Genomic DNA, 17317 nt, shown 5'->3' on the forward strand with positions numbered 1-17317 from the left:
TTTAGATTTCAACTTTAATAAATCTAAATGAATATACCACAAACCAGTTTTCCTAGAGTAGTAATTATTGGAGGAGGATTTGCAGGATTGGCAGTTGCTAAAGGGCTAGAAAAACAAGAGTTGCAAGTTGTTTTACTAGACAAGCATAATTACCACACTTTTCAACCTTTATTATATCAGGTGGCTACTGGAGGGCTAGAACCAGATTCCATAGCGTTTCCTCTTCGAAAAACATTTAATGATCTAGAAAATTATCATTTTAGGTTAACTGAAGTTCTGAAGATAAATGCTGATGAAAACGAGATAACGACCACTATAGGGAATTTGACTTATGATTATTTAATCGTGGCAACAGGGTCTAAAACTAACTTTTTTGGGAATAAAAATATTCAAAAGCATACAATGGAAATGAAATCCATTCCTCAGTCTTTGAATATAAGAAGTCTTGTTTTAGAGAATTTTGAAGAAGCACTATTGGTTTCAGATTTGGAAAAAAGAAAGTCCCTAATGAATTTTGTTATTGTGGGAGGAGGGCCTACGGGAGTAGAACTTGCTGGTGCTTTGGCTGAAATGAAAAAGGGGATTTTACCCAAGGATTATCCAGATTTAGATATCCGAGAAATGAAAATAAATCTGATTCAAAGCTCAGGAGAAATTTTGAAAGGGATGAGTGATAAAGCTTCAGAAAAAGCGGAGGATTATCTGATAAAACTAGGAGTAAATGTATGGAAAAACCTTCGAGTATTAGATTATGATGGAACTCTTGTAACTACTAATGGAGAGGATCATTTTAAGGCAGCCACTGTAATCTGGGCTGCTGGTGTACAAGGAAAAACTATTGGCGGATTAATGGCTAGTTGTGTTATAGAAAGATCTAATAGAATTAAAGTAAATGAATTCAATAAGGTAGTAGATACTAAGAATATTTATGCGATAGGAGATGTGGCTTGTATGCAAACAGAAAGATATACCTATGGACATCCGATGATGGCACAACCAGCTATCCAACAAGGAAAATTATTAGCAAAAAATATTTTAGCAGCTATCAAAGGAAGGAAGCAAAAGCCTTTTCGCTATCATGATAAGGGAGCTATGGCTACAATTGGCCGTAATAAAGCAGTGGTAGATTTACCAAAATGGAAAACACAAGGAGTTTTTGCTTGGTTTGTATGGATGTTTGTTCATTTATTTTCGTTAATAGGCTTTAGAAACAAAGTGATTGTATTTATGAATTGGGTGTATAATTATATTCGCTTTGATAGAGAAACAAGGCTTATTATTCGTCCATATAAAAATAAGAATCGCTACTCATTTAGAAAGGAAGATGTCTAAACAGTCAAATATAAAGTGTTTAGAGTGCGGTGTTTTTACTGCTAATAATGATTATTGCAAGAATTGTGGCGCGTTGATTTCTTATGAAAAGAAAAGAGCATTAAGAGAAAAGGCTGTAGAAGAAGAGCGAGTTTATGAAGCATTAGAAGCGCTTGAAAAACCCAGTTTACCTGAAAGGTTAAAAAAGCACCCTATATTTTTAATGCGAATTATAGGGTGGATTTTACATTCTGTTTTCTTAATTGTTAATATAATTGGTTTAGGATTGGCTTGGTTTATAGCAATGGTGGCTGCTGGATGAAAAAACATCTATTATATTATTACTATATAGTGTCATTAATTATAGGAACTATTATATATAGCCTATCTAAAACAGATATATATATTCCCGAATGGGCTAGGTTTTATGTAAATGACTTTTTAATAACCCCCATTGTTTTAACAAGCTCTTTATACTGTATTCGTATTCTTAAAAACGATAGAAAGTATAGATTACCAGTGTTAATTATAGTGTATGTATGTGGCTTGTATAGTATATTATTTGAATGCGTACTGCCAGCCTTTCATTCAAGGTACACTACTGATTGTATAGATATAAGTTTGTATTTTGTAGGTGGTTGGGTGTTTTATAGACTCCAAAAGTCTGATATTGATTGAAGGTAAGGTTACCATTTATTTAGGGGATAAAAGGTTATAATATTACTAAGAGAATAAAAAATGACGTAGTATAAAGATTATTCTATATCAGGATTGTTTCTTTGAGGGGTGTTTTCTTTTCCAAGAAGGTAAAGAGTCAAGCCAATGGCAACCGTAGAAAACTTTATAATCCACGAAGTAGGCTGTCCCCAGTTATACATCCATGTTAGCAGGCTAGGAACTCTATTCATAAGCTTTAAAATAATAGCAAAACAGCCAATAACCGCAATAAAAGATCCAATTTTTCTCATAAAAAAATATAGGTTTTAAAATGTCGTTTAAATTAAAAGAATCATAAAAAAATATAAATGTTTTATTTTTTCACATAAAAAATACTTATAATTAGTGTATTTTAAATTAATAGTGTTAAAAAATTAAACGATATAAAATTGTGATTATTTTATACAACCTATTTTTTTACTAGGGTATTATAAAATACTAGTTTATGGATTGATAATAAGCCACCAAAAATAAATCTGATGGCTTAATTATTGTTTATTGTATAATTATTTTTCTAATGATACTATCTTTAGAAGTGTTTATTTTTAAGAGATAGGTACCTTTGGGTAGGTGTTGCACGGATATTCTATCGGTATTTGTAAAATGACCTATTTTTTTACCTTGAAGGCTAAAGATTTGAATAGAAAGGAAGCTTTTTTTATCTCCTTTGATATATATATAATCAATAGCGGGGTTTGGGTATATTGATAGATTCGTTACATCTGCTTTGCGAGGACCTTGAGAAGGAAGAGAAATTGTTAGAGGAGTACTCCATTTACTATATTCTACTCCATTTGTGGCTCTAACTCTAAAAGTATGCTCAGAAATAGTCGTTTTTCTTTCAATCCATAAATAATAAGAAGAAGAAGTACCTTGCATTTCCCAATTTCCATTATTGAGTAGTTGTACTTCATAAGAATCTATGTCAGAAACAGTATCCCAAGCAGCATAGAACCCAGTATTATAAGCTCCAGCTGATCGAATATTTAAAGGAAGCGCTAATGAGGGAGTATTTCCTTTAGAAGCAAACTCAATAGTATAATCTTCAATTTCTCCAGCTCCAATAGTAGTACATGCATCATTAGGAGCACTATAATACTTCATTATAACGCGCATTCTTGTTGTTCCAGCAGCAGAGCTTTCAACAATGAAATTTCTTGAAACGCTGGTAGTTCCGTGAATACCATTTACGACTTGTTCATTAGCTTCGAAAATGTTATTTTTATTATAATCGATGTAAACAGCCCAATATTGGGTATAAGGAGTACTTGAGAATCCGGGAGTTAAATTAATAGTAGCGTTACTCCCAGGGATTAATGAGATTGTTTGATGAGTATAATCTCCATATCCATTCGTATTGGCAGTAGAAGTATTTACAAAATTACCAATACTTACAGTTTGAATATATTCATAAGCACTATCTCCCAAGATATTACAATAAGAAGTATTAGCGTTGCTATTGGTGGTTATTGAAACTTCGTTTGAAGGAGTCGAATCAATATTGTTTACAAAAGCACGAACCCTATATGTATAAGTCGTATTTTCAGTAAGATTAGTGTCTGTAAAACTGTTAGTATTAGTAGGAACAGAAGAAATTACTTCAAAAGAACCACTATTAGTAACTCTTTCAATTCTAAAGCCATTTTCATTAGTAGAATTATCCTGCCAATTTAAAGTAATTTTAGAAGTTGAATTGGCGATGGCGCTAAGGTTACTAGGAGCTATTACAGCTTCTGAAAAACTAACAGTATAATCTTCAGCTTCTCCATCGCCAATAGGGAGGCAACCATTAATAGGAGTGCTATCGTATTTCATAATGATGCGCATTCTTGTAATACCTACGGCTTGTTCACTTACTAAAAAGCTACCTGATACGGTGGTGTTTCCAGAAATTCCATCTAGCACACGCTCATCAGTTTCAAATAAGTTATTTTGGTTATAATCTATATAAATAGCCCAATGTTCAGAATAAGTATTGCTTAAAAAACCAGGGGTTAAACTAACGTTAACATTTGCACTAGGTGGTAAGTCTATGATTTTAGAAGTATAATTTCCATATCCATTAGTATCAGCTCCAGAAGAGTTTATAAAACTATTTATAGAGATGGCTTGTATATACTCGTAGTCGTTATTCCCATTAATAGCGCAGTAGTTATCCGTTTGAGTATGATCAGCTGTAGTTACTTCAGCGATATTAGAATAGGTTGAATGTGCATTTCCAGAAAAGGATTGGATTCTATAAGAGTACGTCGTATTTGCTGTTAGAGAGCTATCTGTATAAGTAGTGCTATTCGCTCCAATAGTTGTTATAAGAGAATAGCTTCCATTATTATTCAACCGTTCAATTTTGAATCCTTCTTCGTTATCAGAATTATCATTCCAGTTTAAAGTGATCTCAGAAGAAGTTGCAGCAGAAGCTGTTAAGTTGGAAGGAGCATTAATATTGATAATAGTATTGTTAAGTGTAGTTTGGCCAGCTAGAATATCTCCATTAGGTTTGGTTGAAAAGGCATATTCTTGAACTATCATGGTATTTCCATCAGTACTAACAGTAACCTGCATCCATCCAAGTACAGTTTCATCGTTATGAATAGCAGAAAATCCTATGTATCCCGTATTGCCATCCCATTCAGTATGATTTTCGGTTCTAAGATCTAGCTGATCAGGATATGCTCCTGGTTCCGTAAAATTGCTGGTTGTTGAAATAAGTTCATCTTTGGTTAGCAAGGCAATGTTTCTACTAGCGGTATTGGTAACCAATTTCTTTCCATAAGTTTCCATTTTTAAATGTCCGTTTTTATAATGCCAAGCCCCATAAGAACCTTCTCCATTTATTTTAGGGAGGTAAAAGAATTTCCAACCATTGGTAGAGTCTGCTGAAACATCGGTAAAATCTTCATAAATAATTTCAAAAGGATCGTAAAATTTAAGTTTTAGACTGATAGAAGAACAAGCTAAATTTTGATTAGAAGCTAGTGCACTTTCTTTAAAATTTAATGTTAAAGTTTGGTTGTTAATAGCAGTATGATTAGAAGCAGTACCTGTAATAGTAATAGTAGCTGTTGTATTAGAAGTGGTTTGGATGGTAGCAGATAAGCCTTGAGGAAGCGGTAATGAATAATCTACCTCAGGTGTTAATATTGCTCCAGAAGAATTAAAATTAGTTCCGTTTACAGTTACGGTAGTTGTTTGATTGAATGTTCCGTTATTGTTGATAGATTCTTTAAATATATTGTTATTGATAGAAAAAGAAGCACCTGAATTATGAACACCTGTGTCAATTAAATTTTGAGGTTTCCATAGCGTTTGACGAGCAGGGTGTTGTAGCGCAGCTAGCATACGATCGGTTTGTCCTTTTGTGAACATTCTATAACAGCCGTCAGCAGCACCGTTGTATCCCATGTAATTTTCATAATTGATAAAGTTTCCTTCACAATTTTTAATAGGGGAGCAGTTAGCACCAACAGTTGAAGCATCTTCAGGAGGAGTGTCACTAACCTCATCATTAGGGTAGGTACAACCTCCTTCAAAAGTATGTATTAAGTTAAAGAAATGCCCGAATTCGTGCGTCAATACAGAAGCGAATTCGTCACCTGTATTTCCATGTAAGTAAGCACCGTTATAAACAACCCTAGCAGTATTAGCATCAGACATAGCGCTATTAGGATACCAAGCAACTCCTGAGTTAGAGGTACTTCCATCAGCATATAAATCTCCCTGAAGATAAACATTCATATACTTGTAATTATCCCATGCATCATTACTGATTTGAGAGTCATATCCTCCTCCATTACCGTAGCCAGATTTTTCATCGTAGTATATGACTCCTGTTGTACAGTTTCCATTAGGGTCTAGCTGGGCTAATTTAAATTCGATACTTAACGTACTTTTTATAGAATTGAAATAAGGATCCACGTCTTTAAAATCAGCATTTAAACCTTGGAAATCATCGTTTAGTTTTTGTAAAGCTATTTTTATTTTTTCAGTAGTTACGGTAGCCCCATTTTGCGTAGCTCCATATACGTGGAATACTACTGGTATTGTATAAGTGCTAGCAGCTTTCTTTTGGTGTTGATTTGCCGTGTATTTTTTGGTAAACGTATTAAAATTTAGGTATTCTATTTTAGATTTAGGGTACCTTTTAAAGTAAATGTCATTTTGTTCTTTCGCTTTACATGAATGCTTTGTTTGTGAAAATGTTTGGAGCGAAAAAAAAAGTAATAATGTAATTAAAATTGACTTTTGTTTCATAATTGTAGTTTTTTATGGTTATTTGATGGTAAAATTACAATACTTTAACATTTCTTTAACTTGGTTTTTACCTAAAAAGCATACTATATTATCCTTAATTATTTCATTGAAGGAATTGTGTTGCATCATTGGTAAATCAGAAGTGAAAAAGTAATATATTGGAAGTTCATTTTTAGGAAACTAGAGTAATAAAAGAGATATGCAAAAAATAGTATTGGTACTTACATTGTTGGTTTTAGGAGTATCGTCATCATTAGGGCAAGAAAAATACAGTATGACTATAGCGTTTAAAGGAATGAAGTCAGATAAAGGGAACTTATATATAGCTATTTATAATAAAGAGAAAGACTTTTTAAAAAGAGCATTGAAAGGGGCAGTTGTAAAGATAAAAGATAAGGAAGCATTAGTAGTGTTTGACCATCTTTTGTCAGGAGAATATGCTGTTTCTGCATTTCACGATGAAAATAATAATAAAAAAATGGACACCAAAATTTTTGGAATCCCCAAGGAGCCTGTTGGAATTTCAAATGATGCGAAAGGGTTTATGGGACCTCCTAAATATAGAGATGCGAAGTTTAAGCTGGTTAAAGATGTTTCATTAACCATTCAGCTTAAGTAAATGATTGATATTTAATGAAAAAAAATTGCCTCTATTTATTGAATTGAAGAATGTTTTAAGCATTCTTAAGTTCTTTTAATAGTATAAAGGGTGTTTTATAGTGATCGCTTTAGCTTAGAGAGTAAGTATTATTTTGATTGAATAAGGATTAAAAAAAATCAAAGTTCTATTTTTACAAGCGCTAACATAAATTTTGAGAAGAATGGCTTTAAAAGCAGTTTTATTTGATATGGATGGGGTTATTGTAGATACGGAACCACTTCATAAAAAGGCATATTTTTTAATGTTTGATAAGGTGGGGATTACAGTATCTAATGATTTATATGAATCTTATACTGGACAATCTACGTTAGAAATATGTAAAGATTTAGTGAGTAGGTTCAAATTAGTATTAAGGGCAGAGGAGTTGGTGGCTTATAAAAGAGCTTTTTTTAAAGATATTTTTTTTAATGACAATGATTTACAATTGATGGATGGAGTTTTAGCATTAATTAAAGATTATCATCGGAATCATGTCACTTTAATTTTGGCATCATCGGCGTCTATGTTTACTATAAACAGTGTTTTTGATCGATTTAATTTAGGTCCTTATTTCAAAGGGAAGTTAAGCGGAGCAGATTTAAAGGCATCAAAACCGCATCCAGAAATTTTTATAAATGCAGCAAAAGCATCTGGTTTTAATAAGGATGAATGTATTGTTATTGAAGATTCAACTAATGGGATAAAGGCATCTTATGATGCAGGAATCTATTGCGTTGCTTTTAAAAGTGAAAATTCTAAAAACCAAGATTACACATTGGCTAATAAAGTAATAACTAGTTATAAAGAATTAGCATATAATAAAATTAAAGATATTGTGTAGTCTTTTTATTCTGTAAACCCGTTTTTTAAAGCATATACGGCTAGCCCAACTCTTGTTTTAAGCGCTAGTTTTTCAAATAGACTATCTCTATAATTTTCTACAGTTCTTGGGCTACAGAACATTTTTTCTGCTATTTCTTTATACGTCATTTCTGTAACGGTATATTTAAGAAATTCAATTTCGCGATCAGATAATTTGAGCTGTTGCATAGTGTTGGTTGTATTACTGATACTATCAAAAATTTTAGAGGAAGCCCATTCAGGGAAAAAGCGACCTTTTTCAATGAGTTTTTTCAAGGCGCTTTCTAACTCAGTAGGATACACGTTTTTTAAAAGATATCCTTTTGCTCCATTTTGAACCATTTTGATAAGGCTTGAGTCATCATCCTGCATACTCAATGCCATTACTAAAATGTTAGGATGCGTATTTTTAATCCATTTAGCGGTTTCAAAGCCGTCCATGACAGGCATACTAATATCTAGTAAAACAATGTCGGGTACTCCTTTTAAGTTGATTTTTTCTTGAAAGTCTTTCCCATTTTCACAAGTATAGTGTACTTCGAATTCTTGAAAATTAGAAATAATTTTAGCCAAAGCTTGCGCAATTAAAATATGATCGTCAATAATAACAATACTCTTTTTCATTAATGTGGAATTTTTAAAGTTAATTTTGTACCAGACCTTTTGGAGCTTTCTAATAGCATACTTCCACCTATTAGTTCTGTTCGCTTTCTGATGTTTTGCAGGCCAATTCCCTTTGGTTTGATAGTTTCAGTTTCAAAACCGATACCATCATCTCTTAAATTAAGATAGACAATAGCATTTGAAATATATAATGAAATTACAATATTTTTACAATTCGAATGCTTAATACTATTTTGAATAAACTCTTGGGTTATTCGTAATAGAATACTTTTTACTTGATAAGAGTCTAGCGTTTTTTCGATCTTTTTAGAAAATTGAACATTGCATTTTTTTAAATCATTTACTTTTTTACATTCATTTTGAATGAGTTTACTGATAGAGTTATTTTTTATAGAGTCATCGGTTAAAGACTTAGATAAATGGCGTAACTCTCGTAAGGATTGATTAATAATATCATTAATACCCCTAATGTTTTCATTGATTTCAGGAGTCTTATTTTCAAAAATTAATTGTTGTGTATAGATGCTAGCTAATGTTAGCTTCTGTCCGATATTATCATGTATTTCTTGTCCTATATATTGCATTGTTTGGGCTTGTATTTCTATCTGTGTTTCCAGTAATTCTTTTTTATGATGCGCGTCAATACTAGAAATTTGCTTTAAATGAGCTCTTTTTTTTATCCGATATTGATAGATAAAGATGGCAATACCACTTAAAAAAGCGATAAAAATAATATTGAATAAGATTAAAGTGACTATGATTGGTGTTTCCCCCATATAAAAGAAGCTGCAAATAATAGATACATGAATATGTTCGAAGTTACAAAATAAAAGTAATAGGCATTCCAAATAGCAACATGTTTTAGTAATTCATGATAAAAAGCAGAAAAAGGATATGTACCAACATAGAACAATATAACCCCTAGATTTATATAAAACATTTTATTTTCTTTAAACTTTAATATATTATCATTTCTGATTTGCTTTAAGAATTCCAGAACAACTAAAACAATCAAAATAATGCTACCTATGGTTAAATTAACAGGATATAAAATTCTTATCTTTTGATCAAAAATTTCGAAAGGAATAAAGGTTGTTAGGTATATCAATGAAGAGATAAAAAATATTTTTTTGCTTTTTAAAGACTTAAGACCATATAACCAGTATAAGAATAAATATTGAAAAGGAATACCCAAGAAGGCATAATATTCTTGCTTTTTTATATTGAAGATAAATTTGGTGTCTTTCCATAAAAACTCTTGGATAAAAACAAAACATAAGTAAAATGTAAACCACTTCCAGTAAGTATATTTTATTTTGGGTAAATAATATAAAGAAATTAGGGCAGTAGTAAATTCTGCCCCGAGTAGTAGTTTGTTTAGAAATGGATAGTAATTGTACATTTTTTTAGGATTAAAAGCTAACTCCAGGATCATCTGCTGGAGGAATTAAACTCCCATGATTTTGAGAAAGCACGGTTGTTTTTGCTACTAGGTTGTTAGTTAAAGTAGTAGGATTTATTCCTGATAAAGCAGGTATTCTTGTTTTAGGATTTATGTCTCCTTGCACCTTTGGCAATCCGTTTTTATAAGTGTTTTTATCTTTAGGATTAAAATCCATAGCTACGTTATTGGCATTTTTTATAGTCGGAATCATTACTAAAGTATGCAGTTTTTCATATTGTTTAGTAATAGGATCAGCCAAAAATAAAGACAAGTCACTAAACGGTTTTTTCCAAGTTTTTATAGAAGGGTAGCGCGAGTAATAGATGCGAAGCCCTAGTTGCTTACTACTAACATTATTTTGTTTAGCATTTGTTTCTACATGATATATAAAAGACTTTAGCGTTTCTAAGTCGAACCAGATAGAGTGCGCATCATTTAGATCCAAACCATTATTAATTTTTGCAAGTTGGTTTTTTTTATAACCATTGACCATTTCGTGGATCAATGATAAGTTTAATTCGCTTCCTTTTTCATGAGAATAGTCCATACATATCTTTTCAGATAAACGAGCAGGCTTTTTAGGAGGGTATTTATATATATATACTCCAGAGGCAATAGACACTACTGCTAATAATAAAGATGTAATCATAGTTTGTTTGGTTTTAAAGGTTTAAATATACTTTTTTTTCTCCTGCAAAGAAACAATGTATCATAGGTCGGATATTAAAATAAATAACCTGAATACATAGGGTTAAATAACCTAAAAAATAAGAGGTGAACTTACGGTAATTTTAAGGTTTTTAGGCGCTCAATTTCATCTAAAAGATTGATGAAGTTTGTAACGTAAAACGAAATGACTTATAAACAAGAGTATATAAGAGTTTAAAAATAATCAAATGGAAAATAGTGTAATCATCAACTCAATAGGAACAGCAACCCCAAGTGTATCCAAAATTTTATCAGAAGCATTTAAAATGCCGCAAGAATTTATCTTAAAATTACTGTACAACGCTCCCACGGTTTTATTTCAAAAAGTAGATGAAGCATTAGCAAAAAAAGCGGAAAAAACATTGTCTGAATTAGGTTTGGAGGTTCAAATAGTCAATGAGAAAGAAGTAATAGCCTTAGCTAAGGAAGAGGTAGAGGTAAGTATCTTTTTTGAAGATGTTTTAAAACTACCAGAAGTAATTCAACAATTATCAGATTTTTTAGGGTGTAAGCCTGTAGAATCGCTAAATATGTTATTGACATCCCCGAGTATTGTGTTAGGGGGAGTATCTGAAGCAACTGCAAAAGCATTAGAGGAACGTATTGATGCCGCTGTATGTTATTCAAACCCTAAGCACGATCTGTTTACAATATATGTACCCGCTAGCTTTTCAAAAGATGCCCTTGAAAAAATTATGTTAAAAGCAAAAAGAACAACGTATGAATCAGTTGATGCAGGAATTCTTATAAAAGATGTAGCTTATAAAGAGAGTAGTTTAATTTGGAGAGAATATCAGTCTGAAAAAGAGTTAAAAGTGATTAACCAAACGCATCAATTAAGCGATGTAGTATTGTTGTCTTTTGAAAAAGAGAATAAGGAACAATCGTCATTTTTAACAGAGAAAGTAGGAATTCCACTTCATCTATTGCCAATATTAGATAAACATTTACCAATTACGCTTTATGAAAACATTAGCACACAGTCAGCTGAAAAAATAAGTAAGCTGTGCAAAGATATAGGTATGGATACCTATTTAAAAAAGAAGGTTAAGAGTACTAGGAGGTTGAGCATAGAGGATATCAAGGATAAAGAAGGAGTTAAGAAAGTGCTACAACAGTTCATAACGTTAAATTCTTTAGGAGAAGGAACTTCTTGGGAAGCTCCAAATCCAATACCTGACTTAATTGCTCGCTATTTATATGCTCAATTAGAATATATAAACTGTACCCCAAAAATTAGTTAAATATGGAAAATAAGAGAATGTTGCATTACAGAATAGCAGAACGAGGAAAGTTGCATGCATTAGAAAAGAATTATCAAGAAGCTTTAAGACACTATAAAGAAGCACTCAGGCTTACACAGTATGAGAAAGATAGTGAGTTATTTTTTCAACATTATAGTCAGTGTGTGATGGAAGCTTTAGAGCAGCTAGGTTCTTATGATGAAGTTATCTCGTTTTGTAAAAATTATAGAGCTTTTTTAGAAGGAAAAGAGCAAAGTGTTTTGGTTAAAAAACACGATGCTTTTGTAAGTGAGCGACAGGCAATTCAGCATATTTTAAAAGAAGAATCAGAAGAGGCTAAAGAGTTGTTATTAAAAATACAACAAAACCTAGGTAAAGGAAAGCACCCCATTACTGACGCATTATTGAGTTGGCTACTAAGAGGATACAAGATCAGTAAAAATCAACTGAATAAGTTACAAGAAAAACACCAATATTTCATTGTCAGAAAAGAACTAGTAAATCCTCATGTAGCCATAGATTTACCACAAAAATTATCACCTTTTTAATAACTAAATACGATATAAATGCCAACAATTAAAACATTTGAACAAGGGGCAAAAATACTACAGAATACAGATGTGAGTAGTATTGTAACAGGCCTAGCTTTAGGAATTGCTGAAGCTCAAGAACGATTAGATAATAATTCAGTGAAGCAAATCACCAGATTGTCTGAAACAGCAATAGGAGGAAAGTCTTTATTGGAGCTCGGATTTCAGCCTGCTTTTTATGCATTTGAGTATGCAGATGTATCCGCGTCTATTAATTTGAAGATGGCTATTCAAGAAGAGTTTGAAATAGATTTTAGTTTAGCATATGATGCCACTAAAAAGAAAGGATATACAGATGAACATATTCAAAAGATAGAAAATAGTTATAAGGAAGAAAAATATAGAGAATTTAAGAGCAGTAGAAAATATTGGACAACCTTATCTAATGAGCATACATTAAAAGTTAATCAAACAACGGTAAGTACAAGTACAGAAGTAGGAAGTATTAATAGGATAGAAGAAACGGCTGAAAAGTTGTCTTCAGATTCGCAGATAGATCGCGTAGATTCACAGGTAATTGAAACGAAGGATGTAGAGAGTACAGATCATACTAACGAGGTTAAAGTACATAACTATAATGGATTTGGAATGCTGTCTTTAATGGATTATTATGCGGAAGATATTGGGATTTTAAAAATTAAAGATTATACGGGATTAAGTATAGCCTTGAATAGTTCCTTGACGTTAGGAGGAAGTACATTATCAGATAATTTAACAGCTATAGGAAGTAGTAGCTTTAAATTAGGAGTAAAAGATAATGACCATTTGGAAGTGTATTTTGCTTTTTCAAAGCACCATGCATTAGATTTCGCATATAGCCAGGGAGGTAGCCCTAACAATACAGATTTTTTGAAAGAAAAGCTAAGAGCTTTGGCTTTTATTATGATGAATGATACAGCAGTAAGCGTTAAAGTAACAGGGCATACGGATAGCGTGAGTGGTGATACATTTAATAAGGATCTTGGTTTAAAAAGAGCGAATACAGTAAAAAATTATTTAATAGGTTTAGGGGTAAATGAAGCTCAAATAACTGAAATTGATTCTGAAGGGGAGCAGTTAGCTAAAGTGAATATAGGAAATGATAAAAATGATCCGGTTTATCGAAAAGCTGTTATTCAAGTAGATACTAATGGAAATGATTACATTTTTGTAGCGGGAGGTGATTTTGATTTTACGAATTCAGAAGCTATTGCTGATTGGAATGTTGCTAACTTTGGAATATTACAGAAATACGAAAAAACGGATAGTACTACAATTACAAAAAAACTTAAAGTACAATCAGGAGTTAGTGATGTTTCAGTAGATAAAACTGTAAAAAGTCTAACGGATATAGAAACGGAATTAAATAACACCAATAAGTTTTATGCTCAGGTTTCAGGAGATATTGTTTACTTATTAAGAAAGGATGCTAAAATAGAATATACATTATTTTCTAATAGTAATGAAGAAATTACTATAGAAGATACATCTACAAGTACTCAAAACCTTTCGAATAATAATGATACTTTAGAAATACATAAGGTGATTAATAGTAAATATTTTGCTAAATCTGATTTAAAAAGTATTAAAGATCCTAAAATATCTGCATGGAGTGGTTCTTTAGATGTACGTTATGCACGTCAATTTGGAATGTCAGTAGAAGGAAATGCATCAGTATCGGCTCGTATGGTTGCTGTACCACCGCCAACAGGTTTAGAAAACTATATTCAAACTGTGTCAGGAAACGTAACCAATTCTTCCGGAAACTAATTTACTATGATGAGTGCAACACCTCAAGTTATACAGCAAATAACCAATGCTCCATTATCGTTAATGATAGAAAAGTTAGGGACTTCTATAGCAAATGCACAGGCAGCATTAGATGCAAATGCTATTCGTTTGGCTAATGAGATGACAACTAAAAAGTTACAGATGGGAGATGAAGAACATAATTTAATTAGCCTTGGTTTTACTCCCACTTTTTATGCATTTACAGAGGCTTCTTTTGAGGTTAAAATGGAGTTTTCGGTAGCAGAGGCGGAAGATTATGGAGGCGTATTGGATATTGATTATGGCAATACCAAAAAGTCAGGAGGAAACGGGAGTGGAGAAACACAAACACAAATGTTTGGTATTTCTATATCGGCACATTATGCAAGAAAATTTTCTGTGTCAGCAGAGGCATCTTCTTCTATTGCTGCGAAAATAGTATCACTTCCTGCGCCTGATAGTTATTATGAAATATTGAAATCAACGATAAAAAAATAAAATTGAAGCTGATATTAAGATTGTAGCTAGCAATAAATGTAAAAATAAGACTACAGTTTGTATTGATCCTATTCATAGGAAGTGAGTTGGTAACAAACGGGTTGCGTACAAGTATTGCTAATTATGATTTAAAATTACTTTCAAAGAAAAGTCCTTTTTATATCGGCAGTTTCAATTGATAAATAGTAGTAAGAATAAAAAAATAAATATTTAACTAAAAATAATAATTATGTTTAGAAATAATCCAAGAATAGGGCAAGAGTTGCTAGATGTTCCCATGGGGGATATGATTAAAGAAATGGCATTTGCTATTGCTGAAGCACAAATGAGATTGGATGAAAATTCCATGGAAGTGGCGGAAATGATGGGGGGACTAAAAACGGTTACAAGGCCTATTACGAAGCCAGATGGAACTACGGAAGAAGTGGTAACTTTTGAAGATAGTCGTGTGTTTTTTGGTCAAGAGAAAATTTCAGTATCAGATGCAGTAACGGTATATAATACCACGAAGGATGAAGCTTTAAAGGAGCAAATTTATAAAGAAAATACAGCGAGTTCGGGGGGGACTAGTAATGGAAAAAATGAAAATATTTTTGAATCGGATGGAGTAGATAAGATAAAGGAAAAAGGGAGTAATACTATCAAGGAAATTATAACCCCTTTGCGCCTTTCTATGTTAGAATTGGGTTTTACCCCTACTTTTTATCAATTTGTAGATTCAGTAATACAATGCGCCATTACGATTAAATTTACAAGAGAAGGATCTTCATCAGTATCAGTATCTAATAAGAATGAACGTAAAAGTGGAGGGGTCTCTTTTGGTTTTAGAAGAGGATTAAGAAGTAGTAGAAATGTAAGTACTTCTCAAGTAAATGCAAACTACTCTCAGAAATATAGCTATTCTGCAGAAGGATCAAGTTTACTACGTACCAAATTAGTCCCTATTCCACCACCAGCAATTTTAGAAGAGCGTATTCAGCAACAAATGGAGTTAGCAAGAGAACGAAGTACTACCTAAATACCAAACAAATATGGCTAATATAACTAGAGATTTATTAAATGCACCATTGCCAGAAATGGTAAAAACGTTAGGTGTTGGAATAGCTCAAGCACAACGCGCACTAGACAAGGTTTCTATGGAGTTGGCAAAAGAGTTGGTGGATACAAAAGTAGAAATGGGAGATGAAGAATATAGTTTATTAGCTTTAGGATTTACCCCTACCTTTTACCAATATGTAGATACTATTTTAGAAATTAAGATGTCTGTTTCTATGAGTAAGACAACGGAATTTGGTGTTGCTACATCAGTAAGTGGAGGGGTTAATGTAGGCTTTGTAGCAGTAAGTGCTTCGGTATCTGCTAGTTTTTCTCAGAAATACCAGTATTCTGCCGAAGGAAGTTCTATGGTAAGAACTAAGTTAGTAGCAATACCTAATCCACCAGCGTTTGAGCAACGTTTAAAAGCAATGATAGCTACGGAATTGGAAGATAAAAGAAATCAATTAACCTCCATTTCTTAAAATATGGCAACACATTGGAAACATCTTTTACATGAAGAAGCTATTGAAAAGAAGCTTATACATACGCAAAATGATGCTAGGATAATTTTTAATGAAAAAAATGAAAAAGCACAATTAAAGGAATTTGCGGCATCAGCTGTCGCATCAAGTACCAATTTGAAATCTTTATTGGAAGAGCAAAGGAAATTAGAAGAAGAAATGAATGCTCTTACAGGAAAAACTGAGGAGCATTCAAATTCAAATAAAAAATATAATCAAACAATAACTACAATTTATGAGAAGAAGAAGAAAGCAAAAGAAGAAGTAAAAAAGACTAAAAGAATACGTAGAAAACAAGAAATAACGAAGTCGGAAAGATGGTTGAAAAAAGAAAAGGAGAGGTTTGATTTACAAGCTAGAATTGATTCGAGTAGGAGGAGAGCAGCGAAAAAGAAAAAAGTAGGTTTAGGAACCTCTTTAGAGGATATCGCAAATAAAAAAGAGGAAAGAAAAGTAAGCATAAAAAAAGGTTACAATACCAAAGAGAAGAAAGGTAAACAAGTAGTAGGTAAAAAGGATTCGACTTTTGTAGTAAAGAATAAAACAGATACATTTTTTAAAAAAGGGGGAAACAAGGCAGATGAAGTTCATAGATTAGGTAAAAAGCGGTTGAATATAGAAGTAGTTGATAAAGAACTGGAAAGAAGAGATAAGGTTTTTAAGTTGGCAACCAATAAAAGCAGAGAATTTAAAAGAAGTCCACCATTGAAGACAATTACAAAAAATAAGGAAACTTTTAATGAAAAGATAAAGGAGTCTGAATTTGAAAAGAAAGAAAAGAAGAGGTTTTCAATGAGCAATCGTTTTAGGAAAACCAATGATTTTTTGAAAGTATCTAATAGCTATTTGAATAAAACAAATCAAGTAGCAAAGCATTTTAATGGTTTTTTAAAGAAAACAGATCATCTCTTTCAAAAGGAAAATCACCAAGAAAAACTATTTTCTATGAATTCTTTGCCCCGTGTTTTTACAGGTGAAGAAGAGAGGAATAAAGAATTTAATTTTAATAAGGGGGTGAATGAGGCACTCTTGCTTTCCAAAAAAGCAAAGCTAGATGAATTGCCTAAAAAAAGAAGAACAAAACAGAAAAAGGATAGGTTGTAAACCTAGTTTTTATAACA

Annotated in this window: 18 protein-coding genes; 12 read left to right on the plus strand and 6 right to left on the minus strand. The window is 32.1% G+C overall.

The window, feature by feature from the left end:
* Positions 1 to 27: 27 nt before the first annotated feature.
* The 3 genes from MARIT_RS05255 to MARIT_RS15420 are packed head-to-tail and all read left to right on the plus strand — an operon-like array spanning position 28 to position 1989.
* The gene (locus tag MARIT_RS05255) at positions 28 to 1332 is read left to right on the plus strand and encodes an NAD(P)/FAD-dependent oxidoreductase (protein WP_100210964.1); all 1305 of its coding nucleotides are present in this window, start codon (positions 28 to 30) and stop codon (positions 1330 to 1332) included.
* Positions 1325 to 1633, plus strand: coding sequence for a hypothetical protein (locus tag MARIT_RS05260; RefSeq protein WP_024741406.1), 309 nt, complete (start codon positions 1325 to 1327; stop codon positions 1631 to 1633). Before MARIT_RS05255 ends, MARIT_RS05260 begins: the two co-directional genes overlap by 8 nt.
* Entirely contained in the window at positions 1630 to 1989 is a 360-nt protein-coding gene (locus MARIT_RS15420; RefSeq protein WP_136437960.1) for a hypothetical protein, read from the plus strand. The genes MARIT_RS05260 and MARIT_RS15420 overlap by 4 nt, the downstream gene beginning before the upstream one ends.
* A gap of 77 nt (positions 1990 to 2066) precedes the next feature.
* On the opposite strand, the gene MARIT_RS05265 is transcribed toward MARIT_RS15420, so the two are convergent.
* Both MARIT_RS05265 and MARIT_RS05270 read right to left on the minus strand, forming a co-directional pair.
* Positions 2067 to 2279: a hypothetical protein gene (locus MARIT_RS05265; RefSeq protein ID WP_024741407.1), complete on the minus strand. Its 213-nt coding sequence runs from the start codon at positions 2277 to 2279 to the stop codon at positions 2067 to 2069.
* A gap of 244 nt (positions 2280 to 2523) precedes the next feature.
* Positions 2524 to 6279, minus strand: a complete 3756-nt coding sequence (locus tag MARIT_RS05270) for a zinc-dependent metalloprotease (protein WP_100210965.1) — start codon at positions 6277 to 6279, stop codon at positions 2524 to 2526.
* A gap of 199 nt (positions 6280 to 6478) precedes the next feature.
* Here MARIT_RS05270 and MARIT_RS05275 point away from each other — a divergent pair, with 199 nt between their 5' ends.
* Both MARIT_RS05275 and MARIT_RS05280 read left to right on the plus strand, forming a co-directional pair.
* Positions 6479 to 6898, plus strand: a complete 420-nt coding sequence (locus MARIT_RS05275) for a DUF2141 domain-containing protein (RefSeq protein ID WP_100210966.1) — start codon at positions 6479 to 6481, stop codon at positions 6896 to 6898.
* 202 nt (positions 6899 to 7100) lie between these two features.
* A complete protein-coding gene (locus tag MARIT_RS05280; protein WP_100210967.1) occupies positions 7101 to 7760 on the plus strand; it encodes an HAD family hydrolase in 660 nt (219 codons plus the stop codon).
* A 5-nt stretch (positions 7761 to 7765) separates the two neighbouring features.
* Here the strand turns inward: MARIT_RS05280 and MARIT_RS05285 are convergent, their stop codons facing one another.
* Genes MARIT_RS05285 through MARIT_RS05300 form a run of 4 tightly spaced genes read right to left on the minus strand, consistent with a single transcriptional unit; the run spans position 7766 to position 10497 of the window.
* On the minus strand, positions 7766 to 8404 hold the full coding sequence (locus MARIT_RS05285) for a response regulator transcription factor (protein WP_024741411.1): 639 nt from the start codon (positions 8402 to 8404) through the stop codon (positions 7766 to 7768).
* On the minus strand, positions 8404 to 9180 hold the full coding sequence (locus tag MARIT_RS05290; RefSeq protein ID WP_100210968.1) for a sensor histidine kinase: 777 nt from the start codon (positions 9178 to 9180) through the stop codon (positions 8404 to 8406). Before MARIT_RS05290 ends, MARIT_RS05285 begins: the two co-directional genes overlap by 1 nt.
* Positions 9159 to 9839: a hypothetical protein gene (locus MARIT_RS05295; RefSeq protein WP_024741413.1), complete on the minus strand. Its 681-nt coding sequence runs from the start codon at positions 9837 to 9839 to the stop codon at positions 9159 to 9161. Before MARIT_RS05295 ends, MARIT_RS05290 begins: the two co-directional genes overlap by 22 nt.
* Positions 9817 to 10497 (minus strand): hypothetical protein, encoded by a 681-nt coding sequence (locus tag MARIT_RS05300; protein WP_024741414.1) that lies wholly within the window; start codon positions 10495 to 10497, stop codon positions 9817 to 9819. Before MARIT_RS05300 ends, MARIT_RS05295 begins: the two co-directional genes overlap by 23 nt.
* 247 nt (positions 10498 to 10744) lie before the next feature.
* Here MARIT_RS05300 and MARIT_RS05305 point away from each other — a divergent pair, with 247 nt between their 5' ends.
* The 7 genes from MARIT_RS05305 (at position 10745) to MARIT_RS05335 (ending at position 17300) form a co-directional block, all read left to right on the plus strand.
* Complete coding sequence (locus MARIT_RS05305) at positions 10745 to 11800, plus strand: hypothetical protein (protein WP_100210969.1); 1056 nt, start codon at positions 10745 to 10747, stop codon at positions 11798 to 11800.
* A 2-nt stretch (positions 11801 to 11802) separates the two neighbouring features.
* Complete coding sequence (locus tag MARIT_RS05310) at positions 11803 to 12348, plus strand: peptidylprolyl isomerase (protein ID WP_100210970.1); 546 nt, start codon at positions 11803 to 11805, stop codon at positions 12346 to 12348.
* A gap of 18 nt (positions 12349 to 12366) precedes the next feature.
* Complete coding sequence (locus MARIT_RS05315; RefSeq protein ID WP_100210971.1) at positions 12367 to 14139, plus strand: OmpA family protein; 1773 nt, start codon at positions 12367 to 12369, stop codon at positions 14137 to 14139.
* 6 nt (positions 14140 to 14145) lie between these two features.
* A complete protein-coding gene (locus MARIT_RS05320; RefSeq protein WP_136437976.1) occupies positions 14146 to 14637 on the plus strand; it encodes a hypothetical protein in 492 nt (163 codons plus the stop codon).
* Between the two features lie 229 nt (positions 14638 to 14866).
* Complete coding sequence (locus MARIT_RS05325) at positions 14867 to 15655, plus strand: hypothetical protein (RefSeq protein WP_024741419.1); 789 nt, start codon at positions 14867 to 14869, stop codon at positions 15653 to 15655.
* Positions 15656 to 15668: 13 nt separating this feature from the next.
* Complete coding sequence (locus MARIT_RS05330) at positions 15669 to 16157, plus strand: hypothetical protein (RefSeq protein ID WP_100210972.1); 489 nt, start codon at positions 15669 to 15671, stop codon at positions 16155 to 16157.
* A 3-nt stretch (positions 16158 to 16160) separates the two neighbouring features.
* Positions 16161 to 17300, plus strand: coding sequence for a hypothetical protein (locus MARIT_RS05335; RefSeq protein ID WP_100210973.1), 1140 nt, complete (start codon positions 16161 to 16163; stop codon positions 17298 to 17300).
* Positions 17301 to 17317: the final 17 nt, after the last annotated feature.

This window comes from Tenacibaculum maritimum NCIMB 2154, assembly GCF_900119795.1.
Classification (GTDB): domain Bacteria; phylum Bacteroidota; class Bacteroidia; order Flavobacteriales; family Flavobacteriaceae; genus Polaribacter; species Polaribacter maritimus.

Excerpts from the sequence above, each read along its gene's own strand:
- MARIT_RS05290 (WP_100210968.1), bottom strand. The coding sequence starts at position 9,180 with ATGGGGGAAACACCAATCATAGTCACTTTAATCTTATTCAATATTATT.
- MARIT_RS05265 (WP_024741407.1), bottom strand. The coding sequence starts at position 2,279 with ATGAGAAAAATTGGATCTTTTATTGCGGTTATTGGCTGTTTTGCTATT.
- MARIT_RS15420 (WP_136437960.1), top strand. The coding sequence starts at position 1,630 with ATGAAAAAACATCTATTATATTATTACTATATAGTGTCATTAATTATA.
- MARIT_RS05275 (WP_100210966.1), top strand. The coding sequence starts at position 6,479 with ATGCAAAAAATAGTATTGGTACTTACATTGTTGGTTTTAGGAGTATCG.
- MARIT_RS05255 (WP_100210964.1), top strand. The coding sequence starts at position 28 with ATGAATATACCACAAACCAGTTTTCCTAGAGTAGTAATTATTGGAGGA.
- MARIT_RS05330 (WP_100210972.1), top strand. The coding sequence starts at position 15,669 with ATGGCTAATATAACTAGAGATTTATTAAATGCACCATTGCCAGAAATG.
- MARIT_RS05270 (WP_100210965.1), bottom strand. The coding sequence starts at position 6,279 with ATGAAACAAAAGTCAATTTTAATTACATTATTACTTTTTTTTTCGCTC.
- MARIT_RS05300 (WP_024741414.1), bottom strand. The coding sequence starts at position 10,497 with ATGATTACATCTTTATTATTAGCAGTAGTGTCTATTGCCTCTGGAGTA.
- MARIT_RS05320 (WP_136437976.1), top strand. The coding sequence starts at position 14,146 with ATGATGAGTGCAACACCTCAAGTTATACAGCAAATAACCAATGCTCCA.
- MARIT_RS05305 (WP_100210969.1), top strand. The coding sequence starts at position 10,745 with ATGGAAAATAGTGTAATCATCAACTCAATAGGAACAGCAACCCCAAGT.
- MARIT_RS05285 (WP_024741411.1), bottom strand. The coding sequence starts at position 8,404 with ATGAAAAAGAGTATTGTTATTATTGACGATCATATTTTAATTGCGCAA.
- MARIT_RS05260 (WP_024741406.1), top strand. The coding sequence starts at position 1,325 with ATGTCTAAACAGTCAAATATAAAGTGTTTAGAGTGCGGTGTTTTTACT.
- MARIT_RS05335 (WP_100210973.1), top strand. The coding sequence starts at position 16,161 with ATGGCAACACATTGGAAACATCTTTTACATGAAGAAGCTATTGAAAAG.
- MARIT_RS05310 (WP_100210970.1), top strand. The coding sequence starts at position 11,803 with ATGGAAAATAAGAGAATGTTGCATTACAGAATAGCAGAACGAGGAAAG.
- MARIT_RS05280 (WP_100210967.1), top strand. The coding sequence starts at position 7,101 with ATGGCTTTAAAAGCAGTTTTATTTGATATGGATGGGGTTATTGTAGAT.
- MARIT_RS05295 (WP_024741413.1), bottom strand. The coding sequence starts at position 9,839 with ATGATCCTGGAGTTAGCTTTTAATCCTAAAAAAATGTACAATTACTAT.
- MARIT_RS05315 (WP_100210971.1), top strand. The coding sequence starts at position 12,367 with ATGCCAACAATTAAAACATTTGAACAAGGGGCAAAAATACTACAGAAT.
- MARIT_RS05325 (WP_024741419.1), top strand. The coding sequence starts at position 14,867 with ATGTTTAGAAATAATCCAAGAATAGGGCAAGAGTTGCTAGATGTTCCC.